Origin of the sequence: Pseudomonas sp. MG-9, from assembly GCF_018729515.1 — a bacterium.
GTDB lineage: Bacteria > Pseudomonadota > Gammaproteobacteria > Pseudomonadales > Pseudomonadaceae > Aquipseudomonas > Aquipseudomonas serboccidentalis.
Genome location: NZ_JAHHZH010000009.1, coordinates 67,893 through 89,558, shown reverse-complemented (window position 1 = coordinate 89,558; position 21,666 = coordinate 67,893). Strand labels below are relative to the sequence as shown.

11 protein-coding genes and 2 pseudogenes are annotated in these 21,666 nt (G+C 59.9%); 7 read left to right on the top strand and 6 right to left on the bottom strand.

Annotated features, from left to right (window positions below; genetic code table 11):
- Positions 1–472: 472 nt before the first annotated feature.
- The 5 genes from KKQ10_RS22420 (at position 473) to KKQ10_RS22400 (ending at position 6,192) form a co-directional block, all read left to right on the top strand.
- A complete protein-coding gene (locus KKQ10_RS22420; protein ID WP_127648245.1) occupies positions 473–955 on the top strand; it encodes a CS1 type fimbrial major subunit in 483 nt (160 codons plus the stop codon).
- Positions 956–1,063: 108 nt separating this feature from the next.
- Positions 1,064–3,586 carry a TcfC E-set like domain-containing protein gene (locus KKQ10_RS22415; protein ID WP_127648246.1) on the top strand — a complete coding sequence of 841 codons (2,523 nt, stop codon included), beginning with the start codon at positions 1,064–1,066 and terminating at the stop codon, positions 3,584–3,586.
- A gap of 5 nt (positions 3,587–3,591) precedes the next feature.
- Positions 3,592–4,854: a hypothetical protein gene (locus tag KKQ10_RS22410; RefSeq protein WP_215502300.1), complete on the top strand. Its 1,263-nt coding sequence runs from the start codon at positions 3,592–3,594 to the stop codon at positions 4,852–4,854.
- A 44-nt stretch (positions 4,855–4,898) separates the two neighbouring features.
- Positions 4,899–5,642 (top strand): molecular chaperone, encoded by a 744-nt coding sequence (locus KKQ10_RS22405; RefSeq protein WP_215502299.1) that lies wholly within the window; start codon positions 4,899–4,901, stop codon positions 5,640–5,642.
- 55 nt (positions 5,643–5,697) lie between these two features.
- Positions 5,698–6,192 carry a CS1 type fimbrial major subunit gene (locus KKQ10_RS22400; protein ID WP_127648249.1) on the top strand — a complete coding sequence of 165 codons (495 nt, stop codon included), beginning with the start codon at positions 5,698–5,700 and terminating at the stop codon, positions 6,190–6,192.
- Positions 6,193–6,278: 86 nt separating this feature from the next.
- Here KKQ10_RS22400 and KKQ10_RS22395 read toward each other — a convergent pair whose 3' ends face one another.
- The 3 genes from KKQ10_RS22395 to KKQ10_RS22385 all read right to left on the bottom strand — a co-directional run bounded on the left by KKQ10_RS22395 (position 6,279) and on the right by KKQ10_RS22385 (position 14,995).
- Positions 6,279–10,970 (bottom strand): NEL-type E3 ubiquitin ligase domain-containing protein, encoded by a 4,692-nt coding sequence (locus KKQ10_RS22395; protein WP_215502298.1) that lies wholly within the window; start codon positions 10,968–10,970, stop codon positions 6,279–6,281.
- 153 nt (positions 10,971–11,123) lie between these two features.
- Positions 11,124–14,240, bottom strand: a complete 3,117-nt coding sequence (locus tag KKQ10_RS22390) for a transglycosylase domain-containing protein (RefSeq protein ID WP_215502297.1) — start codon at positions 14,238–14,240, stop codon at positions 11,124–11,126.
- 296 nt (positions 14,241–14,536) lie between these two features.
- Positions 14,537–14,995: an REP-associated tyrosine transposase gene (locus KKQ10_RS22385; protein WP_215502296.1), complete on the bottom strand. Its 459-nt coding sequence runs from the start codon at positions 14,993–14,995 to the stop codon at positions 14,537–14,539.
- Positions 14,996–15,624: 629 nt separating this feature from the next.
- Here KKQ10_RS22385 and KKQ10_RS22380 point away from each other — a divergent pair.
- Positions 15,625–17,043: an amino acid permease gene (locus tag KKQ10_RS22380; protein WP_127648253.1), complete on the top strand. Its 1,419-nt coding sequence runs from the start codon at positions 15,625–15,627 to the stop codon at positions 17,041–17,043.
- A gap of 203 nt (positions 17,044–17,246) precedes the next feature.
- Complete coding sequence (locus tag KKQ10_RS22375) at positions 17,247–18,734, top strand: glucosyltransferase domain-containing protein (RefSeq protein ID WP_215502295.1); 1,488 nt, start codon at positions 17,247–17,249, stop codon at positions 18,732–18,734.
- A gap of 6 nt (positions 18,735–18,740) precedes the next feature.
- On the opposite strand, the gene KKQ10_RS22370 is transcribed toward KKQ10_RS22375, so the two are convergent.
- From KKQ10_RS22370 to KKQ10_RS28840, 3 genes and pseudogenes are all read right to left on the bottom strand, one after another.
- On the bottom strand, positions 18,741–20,360 hold the full coding sequence (locus KKQ10_RS22370) for an FMN-binding glutamate synthase family protein (RefSeq protein ID WP_127648261.1): 1,620 nt from the start codon (positions 20,358–20,360) through the stop codon (positions 18,741–18,743).
- Between the two features lie 248 nt (positions 20,361–20,608).
- Positions 20,609–21,112 (bottom strand): annotated as a pseudogene (locus KKQ10_RS22365) (LuxR C-terminal-related transcriptional regulator); the annotation flags it as partial.
- A 110-nt stretch (positions 21,113–21,222) separates the two neighbouring features.
- Positions 21,223–21,552, bottom strand: a pseudogene (locus KKQ10_RS28840) (sensor histidine kinase); the annotation flags it as partial.
- Positions 21,553–21,666 lie beyond the last annotated feature (114 nt).

Sequence of the window (21,666 nt, the reverse complement as noted above, 5' to 3'; positions counted from 1 at the left end):
TTTATGAGTGAGCAAGGGCTTCTGACGGATGGTCGCTTGGCGCCGGCGACGGAAGCGGACCGACGAATGGAGGCTATTGATCAAAAAAATGGGGTTTTCAATGGCCTGGCAAACGCGCAGATTAGTGCTAACTCTCTAAAGTAAGGTTTCGCTCTTTATTGACGGGAAGTGTGGTCCATGTCTGACGGAAGTTGCCGTGTTAGTTGTGGCCTGCTCGGCCAGTTGATTGGCGTGCTGTAGTCTGGCTCTTACAGTCGCTCAGATAAATTTCTAAATAATGCGGTTTTTTCACTCTGAGGTGATGTCCTTCGGGCTACACCCCTGTGGGAAGTTTCCGGCTTACTTCGAAGCGCATTTGCTTGATCATCTTTCGGCATTAAAACTTTCGCTGGAACAAAACGTTTGATGACGTTTTGCTTTCGCGAAACTTTTAATACTTAGCCTTCTTATTTAAAAAAACAGGTACTGAAAGATGTTCAAGAAAATCGCATTTGCTGCTCCGCTGGCTGTTCTGGCTCTGAGTTCCTCGATGGCGTTCGCGGCCACTGAAGCCAGGCACTCCATCAATATCGTTGCTCATGTGCCAGCCGATGATTTCTATGCAGTGCCAGTCGATTCGGACCTGGTCAACAAGGATCAGGACATGAGCTTCGACCCTGCCACCAACGCCATGCGTGAAGTCAACGGCCACTTCGATGTGCTGCACACCGCCGGCAAGGTGAACGCGCGTCTGGAAGGCGTGCCCAAGCTGATCGCCGGCAGCAGCACCATCGACCTGAAGGTGGAGCTCAATGGCAAGGAACTCACCGCCACTTCTCAGGAAGTCGTCGGTAAGGACGAGTCCAACACCCGCTACCGCGCCCCGTTCAAGATCTCGGCCAAAGGCGTGACCGGCAAACCTGCTGCCGGCGACTTTACCGGTGTGGTCATGCTGGTGGTCGAACCTTCCGTCTAAGTATCACTGCGACGAGAAAACGCTGACTTTTTAAAAGTGGCGTAATCGGTCGGCAAACTTTGTGGTTTGTCGGCCGAGCTTCGAATTATTGAAAAAAGAGTACTTTCCATGTTCCCGATGACGCCCATCGCGACAGCGCTTGCGCTGCTGTTATGTAGCAGTGCATTTGCGGCGCCCATGTCCGTTGATAATACGCCGCGAAGTTTGTTGGCACAGGCCAAAGGTTTGCCGGCGGAGTTCGAAGAACATTTCTTCGATGTGCCGTTGGCAGTTCGGGTGGAACTTGATCAACAACCACTGGGCGAAGCCATGATTGTCTTGTCGCGCGATGACCGGGTGACTTTGCTCGAATTCACCGACACCAGCGACAGCCGCTTCAGCGTCAGTGAGCGCGAGACCTGGGCCGAGATTCTCAAACCGGGGGTGGCGCTGGGCAGTTGTAACGGGCAATGCCCGGAGCAGATGCTCGCGGTGCACTACAACCTGGAAAACTCGTTGCTGTCGATCGTCACCGCCAATGCCGAGCGCGACAGTGAAGCCAAGCGTTACTACGACCAGCCCGAAGGCGGCAGCAGTGGCCTGATGGTGCGTCATCAACTCAACCTCAACGGTGGCCAGGATCAGGACCTGGGCGGCCGTTTCGGTCTGGAGGCCAGTGCCAGCCTGGGGAGCTGGAGCCAGAGCTTCAACATGCAACTGGCACGGCTCGGTGGGCCCGACGACAAGACTTATCACGCCGTGCATGAGCTCTATACCCAGCGCGAGCTACAGGGCAGTTTTTTCCGCCTGGGCTATTTCACCCCCAATTCCGAAGGTCTGACGCGTCAGCCGCGCTCATTCGGCACCAGCCCCGACACCGCCGTCGGCGTGATGTATGGCAGCTCCGACAGCCTGGCCATCGACAATCCGACACCCAGCGTGTACCCGGTGTATGTCACGGCCAACCGCCAGGGTTCGGTGGAGATCTACCGCGATGGCCTGCTGATCAATACGCAAGCGGTGCCCGCCGGCCTGCAGACCCTCGACACCCGCCCGTTGCCCGGCGGTATCTACGAAGTGGAAGTGCGGCTGATCGAAGACGGCCAGATCACCTCGACTACCCAGGAGCTGATCTACAAGCCCAATAACTGGCGCAACCATGATGAGCGCTGGCGCTACAACCTGTTTGCCGGGCAGGAAAGCAAACTGCTGAGCAATTGGGACCAGCAAAGCAACGGCAGCGCCACCGCAGGCGCCTCGGTCAACTACCTGCTGCACCCCCGCGTGATACTCGGACTGTCGGCACGTCAGGTGCAGGACACGCTGCAATACGGCAGTTCCATCGACTGGACACTGGGTAACAGCATCAGCCTCTACGCCAACCTGTACCAGACGCAGGACCACGGCACGGGTGCCGACCTGCAAGGTTTGTACAGCTACAGCGCCGGCAGTGTGGTGATCAGCCACAACCGCAGCTGGCTCGACACCACCAATACTTACGACACCCTGCCCGACGGCACGCGGGTACGACAACGCAATGTGTTCACCGGCGAAACCAGTAATTCATCGTTGGGCTTGAGTCACCGGATCAGCCGCCAGAGTTCGCTCAATGCGCGGGTTTCCCACAGTGAAGGCAACGTCGAAGGCGTCGGTGTCGACCTCGGTTGGACGCAACGCACCCAATTGTTTGGCAGCGACGGCAGTTGGCGCCTGTCACTGTTCGATCGTCCCGGCAGCTACAGCAGTGGCGATGCGCGCAATCGCGGCGTCGACCTGAGTCTCAATCTGGCGCTCGGCAGTCCCGGGCAGCAGCTTTCCGGCAGCATCGGCAGCCGCACCGCCCGAGACGGCAGCCGCGACAACAATGGCTCACTCGGCTACCGCAAAGACCTGCAGGACCACGTTTTGCAGAGCGTGTCGGTGACGGCGCTCACCGACACTTATGGCGTCGGTCTGTCGAGCCTGGCGAACTTTCGCACCGACGCTATCAACGGCGATGGTTTTGTTCAGCGTTCGTCGTTCAACAACAAATTCACCGGCGGCCTGAACCTCGACAGCACGCTGGTGGTCGGTGGCCAGCGCCTGGCCTTGACCAGTCAGCATCAGGGACGCGGTGCCGGGATGATCGTCGATGTCGAGTCCGATATCGACGGCATCGCCTTGCGCGCCGACGACCTCAGCGGTGGCAGCGCCGCCCTGCGCCCCGGACGCAATTTCATACCGCTGACGGCCTACAAGAGCAGCTCGGTGAGCTTCGACTTCGAAGGCAATCACGTGCCGGCGGCGAGCATCGAACCGGCACGTACCCGCTATCACCTGAACAAGGGAGGGGTGGAGTACCGCAAGGTGCGCGTAATGAAAACCCTGACCGTGCTCGGGCGCTTGCTCGACCCGCAGGGGCGACCGCTCAAGGGGCACCACGTGATCAACCACGCCAGCCGTGGGGTCAGCGAGGTCGATGGCTTCTTCTCCATGGAAATGAAAACCGCCTCGCCAACGCTTGAGGTGCGTTATGCCGACCAGTTGCTGTGCCAGTTCCGTCTGGATGTCGACAAACACCGCAGCGAAAACAACGTGTTGATGATCGGCGATTTGCGTTGCACGCCGGATACGTTGGCGAGTGCTGCTCACAAGGACGCTACGGCGAGCTGACTGACATGAAAATATTGACCAGACCAGGAAAAAAACTCAGTCGTGCGATGCTGATGGCAGTGTTGTATGGAGTGAGTTCATTACCGACGAATGCAGCGGTGTTGAATATTGACGCTACGTTTTCACCGGACTCGGCGGCTCCCCATAAAAATGAATTCGTGAATAAGACCCCGTCTCAGGGTTTCTGTCTTCAGGTGCCATGGGCTTGTGAGGCGGAAGGTCTATTCAGTTTGATTGTGCCGATTTCATTTACGGCCAACGCACCAATCCGCGCCAATCATGCCGATCCTCGGCAAGGCGGGATGGCCAAAGTCCCGTCAAACTGGCGGCCTGTGCGCGTTGTTCACTCCTCTGGAGAGAGCCAGACAGTCGAGGTCCGGATTGCGGGAATCGGACATGAGTCGCTGCTACCGGTGTCGGTCGTCGACTTGACCGGGGTGTCGGGAGGACCCGGATGGGACCGGCTTTGGAGGGGCGGATCCTGGATGTATGCCCCACCACCGTGCCAGGGAGTCGGGTGGTCGACCGTGGGAAATTTTGGTTTCAATAGTTTCTGGAAAGTGCCCGTTGGAGCGGGGGTATGCGCAAAGCAATCTTTATTCGAGATACCACGGTCCTTTCGATACCAGTACCTCGTCATCGGTTATCAATTGAGAACGCCGAATCCGTTGGCGATGAAAAGTGGGTCTTACAACGGATCGATTACCTTTGACGTCGGGCCGAATCAGGATTTCGACATGGGTGATGTCATGCGGCCCGATGATTCTGCATTGACCCTGAATTTCAACCTCGAAGTTCAACACACCCTCAAGGTCGACATCCCGCCCGGTGGTGAAAAGTTCGAGCTGGTGCCTGCCGGTGGCTGGCAGGGCTGGTTACAGGCCGGACGCAAACCGGTGCGGCTGTTTCGCGACCAGACCTTTCAGATTTCCGCGTCATCGCGTTTCAAGATGTACATCGAATGCAAGCGATGGACGACGCTCGATTGCGTGATCGAGGACGCCGCAGGCCGGCGAGCGGTCGAGTTGCAGGTCAGCGTCAGCTTGCCCAATGGCTTGACCGATCTGGCCGGGCAACCGGTCAAGCACCGGCGTCTGCAGACCGGAGCCAATAACGCGCAAATATTCAAGCCCGGCTTTTACGTCGATAGAGCCCCCGGCGTCCTGCACTTCGAAGTCCCGAAAGACGAAGTGGACTGGATGCTGAGCGCCAGCGTAGCGAGCCCTTATTCCGGCTCCGTCACGGTGATCTGGGACTCGGAAATCTGATGGGCCGCGCAAGTGTTGTGTTCAATGACTAGAGGTACAAGGGTATGAGACGGCTGGGATTAATGGTGGGATTGAGCGTGTGTTCTCTGGCGATTCAGGCCGGGCCGCAGATCAATGTCGGAACGGTTTACGACTATCTGGACGCGGACAAAAGCACCTATCTCAAGCGGGTATTCAACAGCGGCGACAGCACGGCCTTCGTCAAGGTCAACATCCTCGAGATCATTTACGACGCCGATGGCAGTCATCGTGAGGTGCCGGTCAAGGTACAGGCCAATGACACCGGCCGTGATGGCTTGATGGCCAGCCCGGCAAGATTGATCGTGCCGGCCAAGGGCATGCAGGGCACGCGCCTGCTGCTGATGGGCAACCGCGACACCGAACGCTATTTCCGCGTGCGCTTCATACCGGTGGTGCCGGAAAAGGAAGACGAGTTTGCCGTCTCTGGCGAAGAACGTGAGGCCTACAAGGAAACGTTGACGGCGGGGGTCAACGTCATGACCGGGTTCGGCACGGTGTTTTTCGTGCGCCCGACCAACGCACGTTTCGACAGTGTGGTCGAGGACAGCGCCGGCACTTACCGGTTGCGCAACAACGGCAACACCGTGGTGGTGATCGATGAGTTTCGCAACTGCTCATTGAAGAAGGAAACCGAGTGCGAGCCGACCACCAAGCATCACGTGCTGGCCGGTAAAACCTTCGAGTTCGACAAGCAGCCTGGCCGTGAATACCGCTTCAAACTGATCGAAGGCTCGGCCAAAAAGACGCTGCGCATCGCCAGTCAGTAACGCCATCGCGAGCGTCTGGCGGGCCGGATATTTTTAACGCAACAGGTAACCCGACATGATCAAGCAATCACCCATTGCCCTGTGGATCGGCGTGATGGCGCTGATGAGTGCCCCGGTATTTGCGGCGAGGGAGGAACGCACCTTCGAAGTGTCGGTGGATATTCCGACCCTCGGCTTCTATGTGATTCCCGCCGAATCGAACTGGATTCACCTGCAACAAAGCTTGCCGTGGAACATCAGCAACTCGACGCTGGGCGGACTGCGCAAGAACTTCGATGTCAGGCACGACACCAGTGCACTCCAGGCCCGGCTGGATTCACAGCCCTACCTGTCCAACGGGCTGGACGGCCAGGAGATCTACCTGCGCGTCAGTTTCAACGGTCGGGAGCTGAGCCACGATCCGCAACCGCGGGAAGTGGTGAGCGCCGCACAAGCCATGGCCGGTGGACGCTTCCCCCTGGAGATACAGCCGAAGGTTCCGGCCGGGGGCTACAGGCCGGGTACTTACTACGGCAGTGTCAACCTGATTTTCAGCGCGGCCGCACCCTGATCCTGTCGCTGGCAGCGGTCAGGCAAATGGCTGCAACGAACCGCCAGCCTGACGATGATCATCAGGCTGTCGGTCCGTTTACGATTTTACTGGCCGGCGCGCCTCAAGGCTTCGCGGGTCAATTGTCGCGACAGTTGCTTTTCATCGTCGACCAGATCAATCACCACTCGCTCGTAGATCGCGTTGCTGAGGGGTTGATCAGCCAAAACGACGGTGTCCGGCAGGGTCAGGTCATGGGCGAGTTCGCGCAGCTGGCTGCGTAATTGGATGCGATACACCCCTGATGTCGTGGTGTCCAGCCATTCGCGTTGTTTGATACGTAACGTTTCCAGCTTCTCGGACAGATTCAGATAATGCTGTTTATTGGCGGCCAGGCGAACCGGGTAGCGCTGCTCCAGATGAGTTTGCCAGAACGCCTGTTCAAGCATTTGGTCCACCAGGCCATCGCCTTCGCCAAGGGCCAGCACCGTGTCGTAAGCCTGGTCGATCATCGCGTCGGTGACACCTGACACCCGACGATAGAGCATGCTTTCCGATTGCCAGGGCAGGTTCAGGCGCCTGGCCAGTCCGGTCTGGTAAGCCAGGTAGACTTCGACGACGTCGGGATCGCCGTCACGGCTGGCGACATCCGCCCGGGCAACTTCGTTCACATGTTTGAGCCGCGCCGCACCTTTGGCGAGTGTCACCAGTTGGCGCTCCAGCGCCTTCGCGTCGAGGGTGTAGGCGTAGGCCTCGGAGACAAGCACGTTGATGCCCATCTGGTTGAACAACTGGGCTCCGGCATCGGCGCAATCCGTCGGCGCCACGGCCATGACGAACAGTTTTTCGCGCAACGCGGTGTCGTGGTGCACGGCGTCAAGCATGCGCCAGACCCGTTGCATCAGTTGCTCGCGGGCCGCGCCGCCGGCCCGGTAGTCGGCGAAGTCACGCACACCGAGCAGGGTGGCCATGAACGGCTGCGCGGCAGGTTCATCCACCAGTTCCGACCACGGGGTTTCCCGGTCGACGCCCCAGCCCGGTACGTCGCCCCAAGAGTCGGCGCCGTAGGTCGAGACGATAGAGGTGTTTCTGGCCGGATCGACGGGCATGATCGGTTCGGGTGGCAACATCATTGCGCGGCGATGGGCCTGGTAGCGTATCTGATTGAGCTCCGACAATGCGGCGACATCCAGCCGGGTGCGGGCCACCAGCCATTGCGCATCGGAGCCTTCCACCACCTCGGGTAATTGCGTGAGCGGGTTGCCCCGCAGGTCGAGCAGAAACCCCCGGGGCCTGGTTTTGGCCAGAATCCCTTCGGGCCATGCGCTGAGGCCGGTATTTTTCAACGCGACCACTTTGAGTCGGGGCATGCGCGACAGGTCGGGCGACAGGTCCAGCGGGTTGTCGTCCATTTTCAGCACTTCAAGGTAGGTCAGGCTGCGCAGTCGTTCGACGGCTGCGGCGTCCAGAACGATGTGGTTGTTGCTCAGGCGCAGGCGTTCGAGGCGGCGCAGGGTGGTGCCGAGGCGAGCGGGCAACGCCGTCAGCTCACAATATTTGGCGCTGAGTTCCACCAGGTTCGGGAAGTCCTTGAGCAGACTGTTTTCGTCGATGGAAAAACGTGTGTTGTCGAGATTGAGTACCGTGACTCTGTCGAGGAACTTCTTCAACGCCGGACGCTTGGCCCACCAGGTTTCCAGGTTGATGGAAAGCAGTTCACGGGAAAGGTCCAGTGCATAGAACGATGGATCGGCGCGGTTGCCCAGCTCCTGATTTTCGCGTTCGAAACAGGCCAGCAAGCGTTCGAAGAGATGGTCCCCGCCGCCGTCGAGGAAGGCGTAGAGGCGCCTTCCCACGTGATTCGTTTGCACATCGCGCCAGTGCTGGAGAATGCCGCGTAATTCAGCCAACTCGTTTTCATGGGTTTCGATGGCTTTGAGGGGTTCACCCTGTTCGGTCAGGGCATCGGCGAAGGTATCGATTTCGCGCTGATTGAAATGCGGATACAGGTCGCCGATACGGTCGTGCAAGGTGGCGCCTTCGCGGCTCAAGGCGCCGCCGCGCAGCAACAGCTGTATATCGTGCTGGACAACCGGCCGTACGGGAGACTCGGCCAGCACGCTGCGCCGTACGCCGGGGGTTGTGGTTTTGGCGATGATCCATTGTTTGAACTGCCCGACCTCACCGGTTCGATAACCCAGCACGCTGCGCCCCTGGTGTTCTGCCGCATAGAGAACGGCATCATACAAACCGCAGGCCTGGTGAACCGGCTGGTCATCGCCATCGCGTACCTGATAACGATCGTCGGCGATGCGCACCAGCACTCGATGCCGCTCGGCCGACTCGGGACCGGCCGTGCAGCGCAGCTCTCCATCGAAGGTGCCCTCGCGGATGTCGATACGCAGTGTGCCAAAGGTGTCGCTGTGACGTCGCAAAGTGCCGAGGAGCAGGCGTTCGCTGTCGATGTTGCTCAACGCTTCATGGTGTAAGCCCTGAACGGCTCTGACCGATTGCAGCTCGAACTGCAGCTCGCGGGCGGTGGTCTTCAAGCGCAACGGTATTGTGCGGCGCTCGGTGATTTGTTGCAGCTCCAGCGGCCGGGCCTGCGCAATGACGCGCTCGGCGAGGACCGTGCTCAATTGCGGGCAGTCGACCAGCAGTTGATCCACTTCGGGCGCATTGGCGGTGGCCGCTTCGGTCGGTGCGGGATGGCTGCCCAGACGCTCCAGCGTGTCGATCAGCAGGGGCGGGGGCGGCGCATTTTCCACGTGCATGCGTCGTAGCACGTCTTCGTCGGTGCCGGTCAGCAGGCGCACCTGCTCCAGTTGCCTGTCCGTGAAGCCATCGGTGGCATGGCCGATCCGGCGCATCAATTGCGACCCCTGCCACTGGCGCGGGTTTTCCGTTTCGCAGACCCAGGCACCACGGGTGTTGTGCTTGAGCGTTGGCGAGTAAGCCTCGGGACGTTTCGGGTGGCGGATCCGGTGTTCATCGGTCACCGGGTGCTTGTCCACTTCAAACACCTGCTCATCGACACGCAGCAGGCGTTTTTCGCCTTGCAGATGCAAGCCTTGGGCATCAGCTCGGCTTTGCGGCGTCAGCGCCGATTCCGGCTGGCGATAAGGGCTCAGGTCAGGGTTCCACAGGCGTGTCTGGCCATCGGCCAATTGCACCGGCTTCAAGCCTTCGAAGAACGGCGAGAGTTTGCCCAGCGCGACGTTGCCCACCGCCGTACCCGCCGCAAACACGCCCAACTGCACCACATTCTCCAGCACGCCGATCAGTTGCTCCCCGGCTTCGGCCAGTCGGCCCTCGGCAAGGTCGACGATGCCTTCGATCACCTCGTCTGTCAGTTGATAGGCGGTGTAGGCCAGCATCAAGGTGCCCAGTCCGGGCACGAACGGCACGGCCACCAGCAACGCAAGATTGAGCATGTCCGAGAGCATTTTTTCCAGGTTGTCCCACCAGGCCCAACGCGCCATGCGGTCGGCGTATTCGGTGGAAATGGCGATTTCCCGGGCATCGTTGAGGATCTTGTTCAGTTTCTGCTGATAGAAATATTTCCACAGATCCCCGGTGAAGCGGGTCTCGCGATCGTCCTGAATCTTCGACAGGCGAAATTGCAGATTGGGGTTATCCACCGGCGTTTCACGCCAGGTCGGCATGCTGGAACCCGCTGGCACCGGCTGCCACTTCACCTTGCTGAGTCGCTCATTGAGCCGGGCAAAAAAATAACCGCGTTGTTGATGGGGGACGAACTGCCTGAAGAACTGCTGATAGGACACCGACGATTGTGTGTCGCGCAGTTGCCGGGACAACTCGTTCATGAACGCCAGCGATGTCGGGTACTGCTTGAGCGGGTGCTCCGGGTCATGGGGGATGTAGGCCATCACCGGAACGGGCTGGGTAGCGGAGATGAGTTCGGGGGCAATCAGGATGATGCCCGTCAGCGTTGTGTCCATCATGCTCAGGTTGTGATAGCCGACGGCCCGACCCTGCCACAGCACCTTCGCACGGTCTTCGATCATCCCCTGAATCACATCGAACCCGCGCTGATCGATGTCCTTTTTCATCAGGGCCATGCGCGCGGCGGCACGCAATGTCTGCTTCTGACTCTCGATGACCTTGATGCGCAGGTAATTGCTGGCCACACGGTTCTTCGACAGCACGAACTCGTGCAGGTGGCGCTGGTAACTGGCGCCGATATTCAGCTCGCGGCACAACGCCTGGAACTGCTTGATGCTGAGCCTGGCCTTGAGCGGCTTGACCTCGAAATGCCCGCGAGCGTCGGGGCGGGTGATGAACTCGGAGTCGGCACTGAAGGTTTCGTCACTGGAAAAATTGTGCAGGGCGGCCTCCAGCAGGGACACCGTGCGGCTGCGTTTGCCTGAGGCAAAATCATGGGCCCACCATGAGGTGTTGGCCGGCATGTACAGCCGCAACCAGGTCTGTTCGACGTCATCCTCGATGCCGAAGCGCTCCTTCAAGGCCTTTTGCAGCAAGGGTTTGGCAAACCCCTGGATATCCTGCAGTTCGCTCAGGGCCTGATCGACATCGCTCTGGGCGCTCCAGGCTTTTTGTACCTCATCCTTCAGTTGGGCGTGGGCGCTCGCGGCAGCCTGGCGGTGCCAGTCGGGCAGGGTCAGCTTGACGCCCTTCAAGGCGTTGACCCGTGACGGCGAGGTTTTCAGCAACCAGGCCGGCAGGGCTTTTTTGATGAACGCGTAATGGACACTTTGATTGGCCGGAGCAGAAGGCGTCTGCACTGACTGACCCGGTGTCAGAGGGGAATTGGGCATGGTCTGATCGTCCGTTGATTCAGAATGGAGCGACCAGACTAGGTAAGCGCCTTGCCCGAAAAAAGCTCAAAAACACGTTAGAAACGCTGCCGGTTCACGCGGTGAAACACCCATATTTCAAGGGTGAAAAATACAGGAATACCACCCGTTTTTTTACAACTGTGCCGTCACCGTCTCCGCGGGTTGGCACAGCGTGTGGGTGCCCGGTTGCAAGTACGGCGACAGGATCGGCGCCATGCCCTTGAGCACCTGCACCGGCAGTGCAGAAGTGAACTTGAAGTTCTCTGCCGACCGCCCCGGGACGAACGCGGTGAGCGTGCCGAAATGGTTGTTGCCGATGTAGAACACAAAGGTCGCGGTACGGTTGATCGACTTGGAACTGAGGATGCGTCCGCCGGAGCCGATCGCTTCAATGCGGTTGTCACCGGTACCGGTCTTGCCGCCCATGACCAACGACGTGCCGTCGGCGGTTTTGAAACTGCCGGACACCCGTTTCGCGGTACCGGAGTCGACCACTTGCGAAAGGGCTTCGCGCATGGCCGTGGCGACCTGCGAAGGCATGACCCGTTTGCCGACATGTGGGTCGTTGGTCAGGCGCGTTTCATACGGTGTGCCCGCAGCGAAGTGCAGGCTGTCGATGCGCAGAGTCGGCATGCGCACGCCGTCGTTGAGGATGGTGCCGATCAGCTCGGCCAGTGCCGCAGGTCGGTCGCCGGAGCTGCCGATGGCGGTGGCCAGTGACGGCACCAGGTGATCGAACGGGTAGCCGACTTTCTGCCAGCGCTGGTGAATCTCCAGGAACGCTTCGATCTCGAGCATGGTGCGGATGCGGCTGTCGCGGGCGCCCTTGTGTTTGCTCTTGAACAGCCAGCTATAGACTTCCTGGCGCTCGAACTGGCTGGCCTTGACGATCTGAGTGAAGGTGGCGTCCGGGTTGTGCAGCAGGTAGCCCATCAGCCACAGGTCCAGCGGGTGAACCTTGGCGATGAAGCCTTGGTCCGGCAAATCGTAGGTGCCCGGGCCGTAGGCGTCGTACAGCCGAATCAGACGGTCGTCAGTGAGTTTTTCGGTGAGTTTGGTGCCTTTGAGGTGCGCGCGCACGAAGCTGTTGAAGTCTTCCTGGCTGGCGTTGGGCAGCAGATAACGGTGTACGGCGGCCATGCGGATCGGGGTCGGGCGCATGCTGTCGAGGAAGGTGTCGAGACGCGCCTGGGTGTCCTTGTTCTTGTACTTCTTCCAGAACTTGAGCAGGAACGAGGTGCCCTCGCGGTCGGCGAACGAGGCCAGGTATTCCTGACGCCGCGGGTCACGGTCGTCCTTGAGCAACTCGGCGCTGCTGTTGGGGCCGGAGTAGGTGACGTAGCGCACCACATCGCGCATCAGGCGAATGAACGGCAGGTTGATCGACTCACGCAGGGCATCGCGCAGGGTCGGCATGCGGCCGTTGTCTTCCTTGCGAAAGTTGTGGAACACGTGCAGGCCGCCACCGGTGAAAAACGCCTCGCCGGGGCTGGCGGAGTATTTGCGGTCGAGCGCGGCGCCGAGCATTTTCGACAGGTCGTGATCCTTGTTCTGGATCAGGTAGTCGATCACCCATTGGCTCAAGCGGTCCTGATCCGGCACCTCGACTTTCTTCAGTTCCGGCACCGTCATGGCGCCGTACTTGTCGTGCAGCTCGGCGATGATCTGCAGGTAGGTGGTCAACACGCGCATCTTCGCCGTCGAGCCGAGTTCCAGCTTGCTGCCCTCGTTGATGTCGAACGGCTGGTCGGTGCTGTCGGTCTGCACGCGCACCCGCGAACCGTCCGGGGTCAGCTCGAACAGAGTGAAGCTGTAGCGCACCTGGGTGGTGCTGGTCGGGGTAAGCAGGCGTTCGCCGATCAGGCCGATCTGCCCGGCAAACGCAGGGTCGGCGAGTTTTTTCAGGTACTCGGTGGCCTGGGTTTGCAGATCGCCCTGCAGGGTGCTGGTGGCCGACAGGTCGAGGCGGTCGAGGTCGTACAGCGGCCGATTGAGCATGCTCGCCAGACGGCTGCGGGCGACGCTGATGCCCTTGTTGGTTTCGATCGGCTGAATCGTTGGCTGGGTCTGCCAGTCGCGGTAGGTGACCTTGCTCGCCAGCGCGGCATCGGCCAGCGCGTTGTCGATCACGCCGTTCTGCTTGAGCAGGCGCAAGTGGCTGTCGGTGAGGTCGGCGAGTTCTTCGCGGCCCTTGGTCAGGTAATGCGAAGGGCGGCGCTGGGCGATCATCAGCGAGAGCATCTCGCGCAGGGCCAGGCCTTTGTCGGCCATGGTTTTCGGGTCGGTGGCCGGGCTGTTCAGCTGTTCATTGGCCTGGTTGAAATCACTGCCGTACCAGACCCGCAAACCTTCAGCCATGCCATGCACTTCACCATGGCCCGGCACCGCGGAAAGCGGCACGCTGTTGAGGTAGTCACGGATGATGTTCTGCCGGGCGCCGAGGGTTTCCGGCCCTGGCTGATAAGCGCGCACGCTGGCGGAAATCATCTGGCGGATCTTCTCGGCGCCGGACACCGTCAGGCCATCAGGTGAGTGCCGGTACTTCTCCAGTTGCGTCGCCAGCGTACTGCCGCCGGCCGACTGCCCCGGCAGGTGCAGCAACTTCGCCACTTGCGACCACGCGGCCATGCCGAAGCGCGGCCAGTCCACCGCCGGGTTGGCCAGCGGTTGCTTGGGGTCGAGCAGAAAACGGTTTTCGATGAACAGCAGGCTGCTGACTACCACCGGCGGAATCGCCGCGAAACTCGAATACAGTTGCTGCGGGTACTTGTACTGATACACCGGCGCGGCGCGGCAATCGGTGATCGACAGCCCGGCCTGGATTTTTTCCGAGTAGGGCACGAACAGGCCCTTGTCGGTGTAGCTGAGCAACGCCGGGGAAAAACGGGCTTGCTCGGTGATCACGTAATCGCGCTTGAGCAGGCGCGGCAGGAATTCATCGAGGGAGCTGTACCCCAGGCGCAAATCGAACGGCCCGTTGCCCGGATAGCGGATCGCTTCACTGGGGCCGGGTTCAAGCTGATATTTGAGCGAGGCGGCGTATTGGCTCAGCTCACGGGACTGGAAGCGCGAGGTGCGCATTTCCTTGCTCGCGGCCAGTCCCACCACGATGGCGATAATCAGCAGCAATAACCAGAACGCCTTCCAGCCATGCCGGTTGCGGCGTTTTTTGGGGGGAATAGGCACTTCATCCACACGTTCAGTCGGAACCACGGCTTTACTCGAATCGGTTTGCCACAAAGCGCCCATAGTCGATTGATCCATTCACGCAGATTGATCGGACTTGACTGAAGCTTAGACGGTGGTTGGGGATGGGGAAAAAAATGTGTGGGGGCAATCGTCTGGACAAAACTGAAGTCGATGACAGTTTTGTGAGGGGTTATTTGTGGTGAGGAGCTTGCTGGAATGCCGCATCACCCCGTTGAGCGGTTTAGCAGTACCGAAACCGGAGAACGCTATCTGTCGGAAACTCTGCGCCGCTGGATTTTCCGACGGCTTCGCCGCCGAACGGGGGCAAGCCCCCTCGCCACACGGTCTTGATGTAATCAAAGCCAGCAGGCGTCCCAGAGTGGGTAGTCGCCAATCCGCTCCACCAATCCGGCCCGTAACGGATTGGCAATGATGTAACGGGCGAACGGTTTCAGGTCTTCGCCGTCGCGAATTGCCCGGTCATGGTAACCGGTCTGCCAGAGCGGGCCTTGTCGCCCCGTTTCCTGATTAACTTTCAGCGCGCAGCGCGATTTAACTGACCCCATGACTCTTCCGAGATCGGGGCTTTCCAGCTGCATCAACCAATGAAAATGGTCCGGCATCACAACCCAGGCAATCGAGTTCACCTGGCGCTCCTCATGCGCCCTGCGTAACTCGGCAACCAGCAGCCGGCCTAACTTCCAGTCGGAAAAGACAGGTTGTCGATGATGGACGACAGCCGTCAGCAAATAAGCGCGACCGACTTCAGAGCATCGACCGGCCCGCAAGAGATGGGAATTGGGTTGGACAGGCATTCCTTTGCCCCCTTCGTTGAGAGGCTTTAACGGTAGAGCGCCTTTTCACATGGCGTCGCCGCAAACATGGAAGGAAATTTCTGAAACTTACGAAGGCACTGCAGACAGGGGAATAATTGTGGTGAGGGGGCTTGCCCCCGTTGCGCTGCGCAGCAGCGCCAAAACCTGTGAATACGGTTTATTTGATGCCCCGGGGGACTGGATCTGCAACTGCTGTACAGAGCGGGACAGCACGACGACTCAACGGCACCCTCACCACGAGGCGAATGTCGCCAGGATGGCTGTGCTAGAGCCATCACCCACGCAATACCACCAACGCAGGGGCATGACGGTGCACCCATGCTATGCAATACTCGCCGGCCTTTTTAGTGGGGAAAAATCCTACGGAACCCAGGTAATGCCTCTCCGTAAACCGGCTTAATGCCGAGAGTTCCCGCTGAATGTTGTGGTTTATAGAGTGAAAAGCCCTGTCACAAGCTTTTTATACTGCACGCCCGCTGATCTTGCAGGTTGGGACCTGTCAGACGCGTTTGCCCACGAGGCAGGCGTGGTGTCGGGAAGCTCAGGCCTATCGGTCGAGGCTTCGATACTCGGCGGTCATATCCAATAACAAGACGAGGTTGTTCCCTATGCCAGTCGGCAATCACCTGCCCCATGGCGAGACCGCTCACGGCGGCCCGCTCAAACGCGAACTCGGTGAACGGCATATTCGCCTGATGGCGCTCGGCGCCTGTATCGGTGTCGGCCTGTTCCTGGGTTCGGCCAAAGCCATTGAAATGGCCGGTCCGGCCATCATGCTGTCCTACATTCTCGGCGGTCTGGCGATCCTGGTGATCATGCGCGCCCTCGGCGAAATGGCCGTGCACAACCCGGTGGCCGGTTCGTTCAGCCGCTACGCCCAGGACTACCTCGGCCCGCTCGCGGGTTTTCTCACCGGCTGGAACTACTGGTTCCTGTGGCTGGTGACCTGCGTCGCGGAAATTACCGCCGTCGCCGTGTACATGGGCGTCTGGTTTCCTGATGTGCCGCGCTGGATCTGGGCCCTCGCGGCGCTGATCAGCATGGGCTCGATCAACCTGATCGCGGTAAAAGCCTTCGGTGAATTCGAATTCTGGTTCGCCCTGATCAAGATCGTCACCATCATCGCTATGGTCATCGGCGGCGTCGGTGTCATCGCGTTCGGTTTCGGCAACGACGGCGTGGCGCTGGGGATTTCCAACCTGTGGGCCCACGGCGGCTTCATGCCCAACGGCGTGACCGGTGTGCTGATGTCCCTGCAAATGGTCATGTTCGCCTACCTCGGTGTCGAGATGATCGGCCTGACCGCCGGTGAAGCGAAGAACCCGCAGAAGACCATTCCGAATGCGATCGGCTCGGTGTTCTGGCGCATTCTGCTGTTCTACGTCGGTGCACTGTTCGTGATCCTGTCGATCTACCCGTGGAACGAAATCGGCACTCAGGGTAGTCCGTTCGTGATGACCTTCGAGCGTCTGGGGATCAAGACTGCCGCCGGCATCATCAACTTCGTGGTGATCACGGCGGCGCTGTCGTCGTGCAACGGCGGCATCTTCAGCACCGGGCGCATGCTCTATAGCCTGGCGCAGAACGGCCAGGCCCCGGCCGGTTTCGCCAAGACCTCCAACGGCGTGCCACGTCGGGCGTTGCTGCTGTCGATTTTCGCCTTGCTGATCGGCGTGCTGCTCAACTACCTGGTGCCTGAGAAAGTTTTCGTCTGGGTGACCTCCATTGCTACCTTCGGCGCGATCTGGACCTGGGTGATGATCCTGCTGGCGCAACTGAAATTCCGCAAAGGCCTGAGCGCCAGCGAACGTGCCGGCCTGAAATACAAGATGTGGCTGTACCCGGTCAGCTCGTACTGTGCGCTGGCGTTCCTGGTGCTGGTGGTCGGCCTGATGGCGTACTTCCCGGACACCCGCGTGGCGCTGTATGTAGGGCCGGTGTTCCTGGTGCTGCTGACGGTGTTGTTCTACGTGTTCAAGCTGCAGCCGACCGGTGAATCGCAGGGTGCGGTACGTTCGGTTTCGTAAGCTGTAACGCGAACCCGTAAAAGCAAAAGATCGCAGCCGGCGGCAGCGCCTACAGGGAGAACATACTTCCCGTGTAGGCGCTGCCGCAGGCTGCGATCTTTTGACGTTTTACCGCCGGTCTGAAAGAACGATACAAACCCTGCAGCAAGGCTCAAACCTGTATCACTTTCCAATCTCGCGCAGCACTGAACAGAGGCGCAGATATGAGGGCGAGCACATTTCTCGAACGCGAGCTCAGCCAGCGGCAGGTCGCACTGTTCTTCCTGCTCGCAACGATGCTGTACGTCCTGCCACTGATCCTCGCCGACTTTCCCTACATCGACGACAACTGGCGCACGCTGGCCGCCGGCAATGCCTGGGCCGGGCAGGGGCGGTTGTTTGCCGACTGGTTTTATCAGGCGCTGACCTTCACCGGCGCTTCACCGAATATCTTTCCGTTGCCCCTGTTGCTGGCCACGCTGGCGATGAGCCTGGCGTTGACCCGCCTGACCTTTCACTACTTCGCTGAGCCGACGCTGGCCTGTTGTCTGGTGCCGTTGCCGCTCTGGTACAACCCGTTCCTGCTGCAAAACCTGTCCTATCAATACGACGGCCCGATCATGGTCCTGAGCATGGTCGCGGTGATCTACGCGATCACGTTCCAGGGCGCGTCACGGGTGCAGCGCTGGCTGGTGCCGTCGGCGTTACTGGCGTTGGCGATCGGTCTTTATCAGATCAGCTTCAATGTGTTTGTCGGCCTGTGTTGCGTGGAACTGCTCAGGGCCGTTCACCGGAAAATGCAATGGCCGGACATCCTGCGGATGCTGGGCTGGAAGTTCGCGCAATTGGGCTTGGGCATCCTGATCTACAGCGTCACGGCTTACCCGTTCATGGAGAGGTTGCGAAGAACGGATTTGTTGAACCAGGACGCCAACCCGCTGTTGCAGATCGGCATCAATTTCGCTCGGGTTCTGGAGAAAGTCGCGCTGCTGTTTCATGGCGGCTACCCGTGGGTTTTTGCTGCGCTGGTGTTGTGTGCGATCGCGGGCTGTGTGCGACTGATTCAGTGCCGCCAGCACCGTTGGCCAACCCTGCTGCTGTGCTTGCTCACGCTGCCGGTTCTGGTCTTGCTGGTGCCAGGGATCACGCTGCTGTTTCGTGATTTCAATGAAGGCGCGCGGACCCTGATGGGGTTCGGCGTGTTACTGCTGTGGTTGTTCTATCTGGCTTATTTGGCGTTGGCGTCCGGGCACCGGCGGTTACCATGGCTGCTGATCATCCCGCTGCTGGCGACACTCTCGCTGTCCTTTGCATATGGCCGCGTGCTGACCCTGCAGAAAACCTTCTCCAGCAGTGCGCTGTTCAGCCTGAGCCACGACATTGCCGCGCATCGCGAGTTGCGAGAGGCCAAGCGGATTTACCTGTCGGTGAGCTACTCCGACCGCTGGCTGGTCAGCGCGACCGGATCGTTCAGGCAACTGCCGGTCCTGCACTATCTGCTCAACGTCGATTACTTCATGCTCGCGGAAAACCTGCCGTCAGCGGGCATCACCAACGTGGTCGCCGAACGCGAACGGCGCAATGCCACTCGCGTTGGTTATCAGGGTTTTCCCGCGTTGGTGGACAGCCTGTATTACCGGATTTATCTGATTGGCGATTACGGTTTCATCGTCATGAAAGAGCCGCCGCATCACCGCTTGCTCAGCTGGTAATGAGCGTCAAGCCGCCGCCACTTCCTGCGGCTCAAAACTGTCCGCCCGTGCCATCTGCCACATCCGCGAATAGAACTCGCCGTTCACTTCCCCGGTGAGCAGTTCCCCCGGTTTCAGAAACACATGCAGCTGCGAGAACAGTTTGATCTCGGTCGCCGACATGCGGCGCACCAGGTGCTTGGCCGACAGTTGCGAGGGATGCTCAAGACCGGCCGCAGCGAGCATTTCCGCCAGGGCCTTGAGCGTGTTGCGGTGGAAGTTGTAGACGCGCTGGGCCTTGTCCGGGACGACGAGCGCGCGTTGGCGCAGGGCGTCCTGGGTGGCGACGCCGGTCGGGCATTTGTTGGTGTGGCAGCTTTGCGACTGGATGCAACCGATGGCGAACATGAAGCCGCGTGCCGAGTTGGCCCAGTCGGCGCCGATGGCCAGCACGCTGGCGATGTCGAAGGCGCTGACGATCTTGCCGCTGGCGCCGAGTTTGATCTTGTCGCGCAGGTTCAGGCCGACCAGGGTGTTATGCACAAACAGCAGGCCTTCGCGCATCGGTACGCCGATGTGGTCGGTGAACTCTACCGGTGCGGCGCCGGTGCCACCTTCCTTGCCATCGACCACGATGAAGTCCGGCAGGATGCCGGTTTCCAGCATGGCCTTGGCGATGCCCATGAACTCCCACGGATGACCGAGGCAGAACTTGAAGCCCACCGGTTTGCCGCCGGACAGTTCACGCAGTTGCTGGATGAAATGCATCAGCTCGATCGGTGTGGAAAACGCGCTGTGGCGTGACGGCGAGACGCAGTCTTCGCCCATCATGATGCCGCGGGTGTCGGCGATTTCCTGAGTGACTTTGTGCTTGGGCAGAATCCCGCCGTGGCCGGGTTTGGCGCCCTGGCTCATCTTGATTTCGATCATCCGCACTTGCGGGTTCTGTGCCTGGGTCGCGAAGCGTTCCGGGTCGAAACGACCGTCGCTGGTGCGGCAGCCGAAGTAGCCGCTGCCCAGTTCCCACGTCAGGTCGCCGCCGTGTTCGCGATGATACGGGCTGATGCTGCCTTCGCCGGTGTCGTGGGCAAAGTTACCGAGCTTGGCGCCCTGGTTCAGCGCACGGATGGCGTTGGCGCTGAGCGAACCGAAGCTCATCGCCGAGATGTTGAACACCGATGCCGAGTACGGCTGGGTGCACTGCGGGCCGCCGACGGTGACGCGGAAAGTGCTCGGGTCGCTCAACGGCGACGGGCGCATCGAGTGGCCGATGAATTCGAAGCCGGACTGATACACGTCGATCAGCGTGCCGAAGGGTTTGTCGGCGGTTTCGTTCTTCGCTCGCGAATAGACCAGCGAGCGCTGGGCACGGGAGAAGGGCAGGGCGTCGCTGTCGGATTCCAGCAGGTACTGGCGGATCTCCGGGCGGATGCCTTCGACCAGATAGCGGATGTTGCCCAGGATCGGGTAGTTGCGGCGCACCGCGTGCGGGCTCTGCATCAGGTCGAACAGACCGAGCAGGCTCAGCACGCCAGTGACAGCGGTGATCGGCCACAGCCAGTCGTGTTCGAGAAAGGGCAGACTGGCGAGGGTGAATATCACGCAGACGGCAAAGAAGGCGTAGCGGCTCAGGAGTGACAGGCTCATACGGTTTCCCTGGTTCGGACTCAGTTTTTATCTCGGCAGGTAATGGTATGAAATCCTGTGGCGAGGGGGCTTGCCCCCGTTGCGCTGCGAAGCAGTGCCAAAACCTGTAATCGCCACATATCTGGATGAATGCGATTACCGTTTCTGCGACTGCTGCGCAATCGAACGGGGGCAAGCCCCCTCGCCACATAGTTCTATTCCTTCGAAGGAACTCTGCATCACGCAGTGTTCCTGTCTGCCGAGCGTTTTCAGGCGTTCTGCGCCTGGAGAAAAATCGAAAACAGCTCCGGCTGGGATTTGATCCCCAGCTTGCTGTACATGTGTTTCTTATGGACTTTCACGGTTTCTACGGAGATTTACAGCTTACGGGCGATTTCTTTACTGGAGCAACCGCTGAGCATCAAACGCCCGACATCCAGTTCCCGGGCCGTCAGTTGCGCGCCCTTGAGTTGTTGCACCGACGCCTCCAGCTGCACTCGCCAGGCCTGTGCGGGGGCGACGGCGAGGGCCACGCTTGCGTTGATCTCGTAGGGCAGGCGCTGGCGCAACAGGCCCAGCCCCTATGGCTGGATCAAAGACAGCAAAGCAATCTGTTCGCCAGTGAAACGTTTTTCACTGCCCAGCGACAGGCACAGCGTGCGCTCGCCTTAGAGCTGGCAATTGAACTGGATTTCGTCGGCGACCACATTCAGACGAAAGTATCGCTGGTAATACTCGGTCAGCTCGAAATGCTCCGGCGCCACCTCCGACAGGGAGGTGGTGGCGCACATGGCTCGTTTGCAACGCCGCATACCTGGCGGCTCTGGCGGCTTTCGTCGTCAGCCGCCGGAGATGGATTTTCAGGAAGCGGCCTGAGGTGTCTTCAGGCCGCGGGCCGGCTCTGGCGCATCGGCAATTCGACGCGAAAGGTCGTGCCCACGCCCGGTTCGCTGCGTACCGAAATGTCGCCACCGTGCTTTTTCACGATGCCGTAGGACAGTGACAGGCCAAGCCCGGTGCCTTGGCCGACCGGTTTAGTGGTGAAAAACGGATCGAAGATTTTCTGCAGGATGTCCGGCGCGATCCCCGCGCCGGTGTCCGCGACTTCGACCCAGGCCGTGTCCTGTTGTTGCCCGGTGCGCAACGTGATGGTGCCGCGCTCGGGGCCCATGGCCTGAGCGGCGTTGACCACCAGGTTCATGATCACCTGGTTGATTTGTGACGGCAGACACTCGATGTCCGGCAGCGGCTGATACTCCTTGATCAGGTCAGCCTTGTACTTGAGTTCGCTGGCGACAATATTCAGGGTCGACTCTATGCCTTGTTG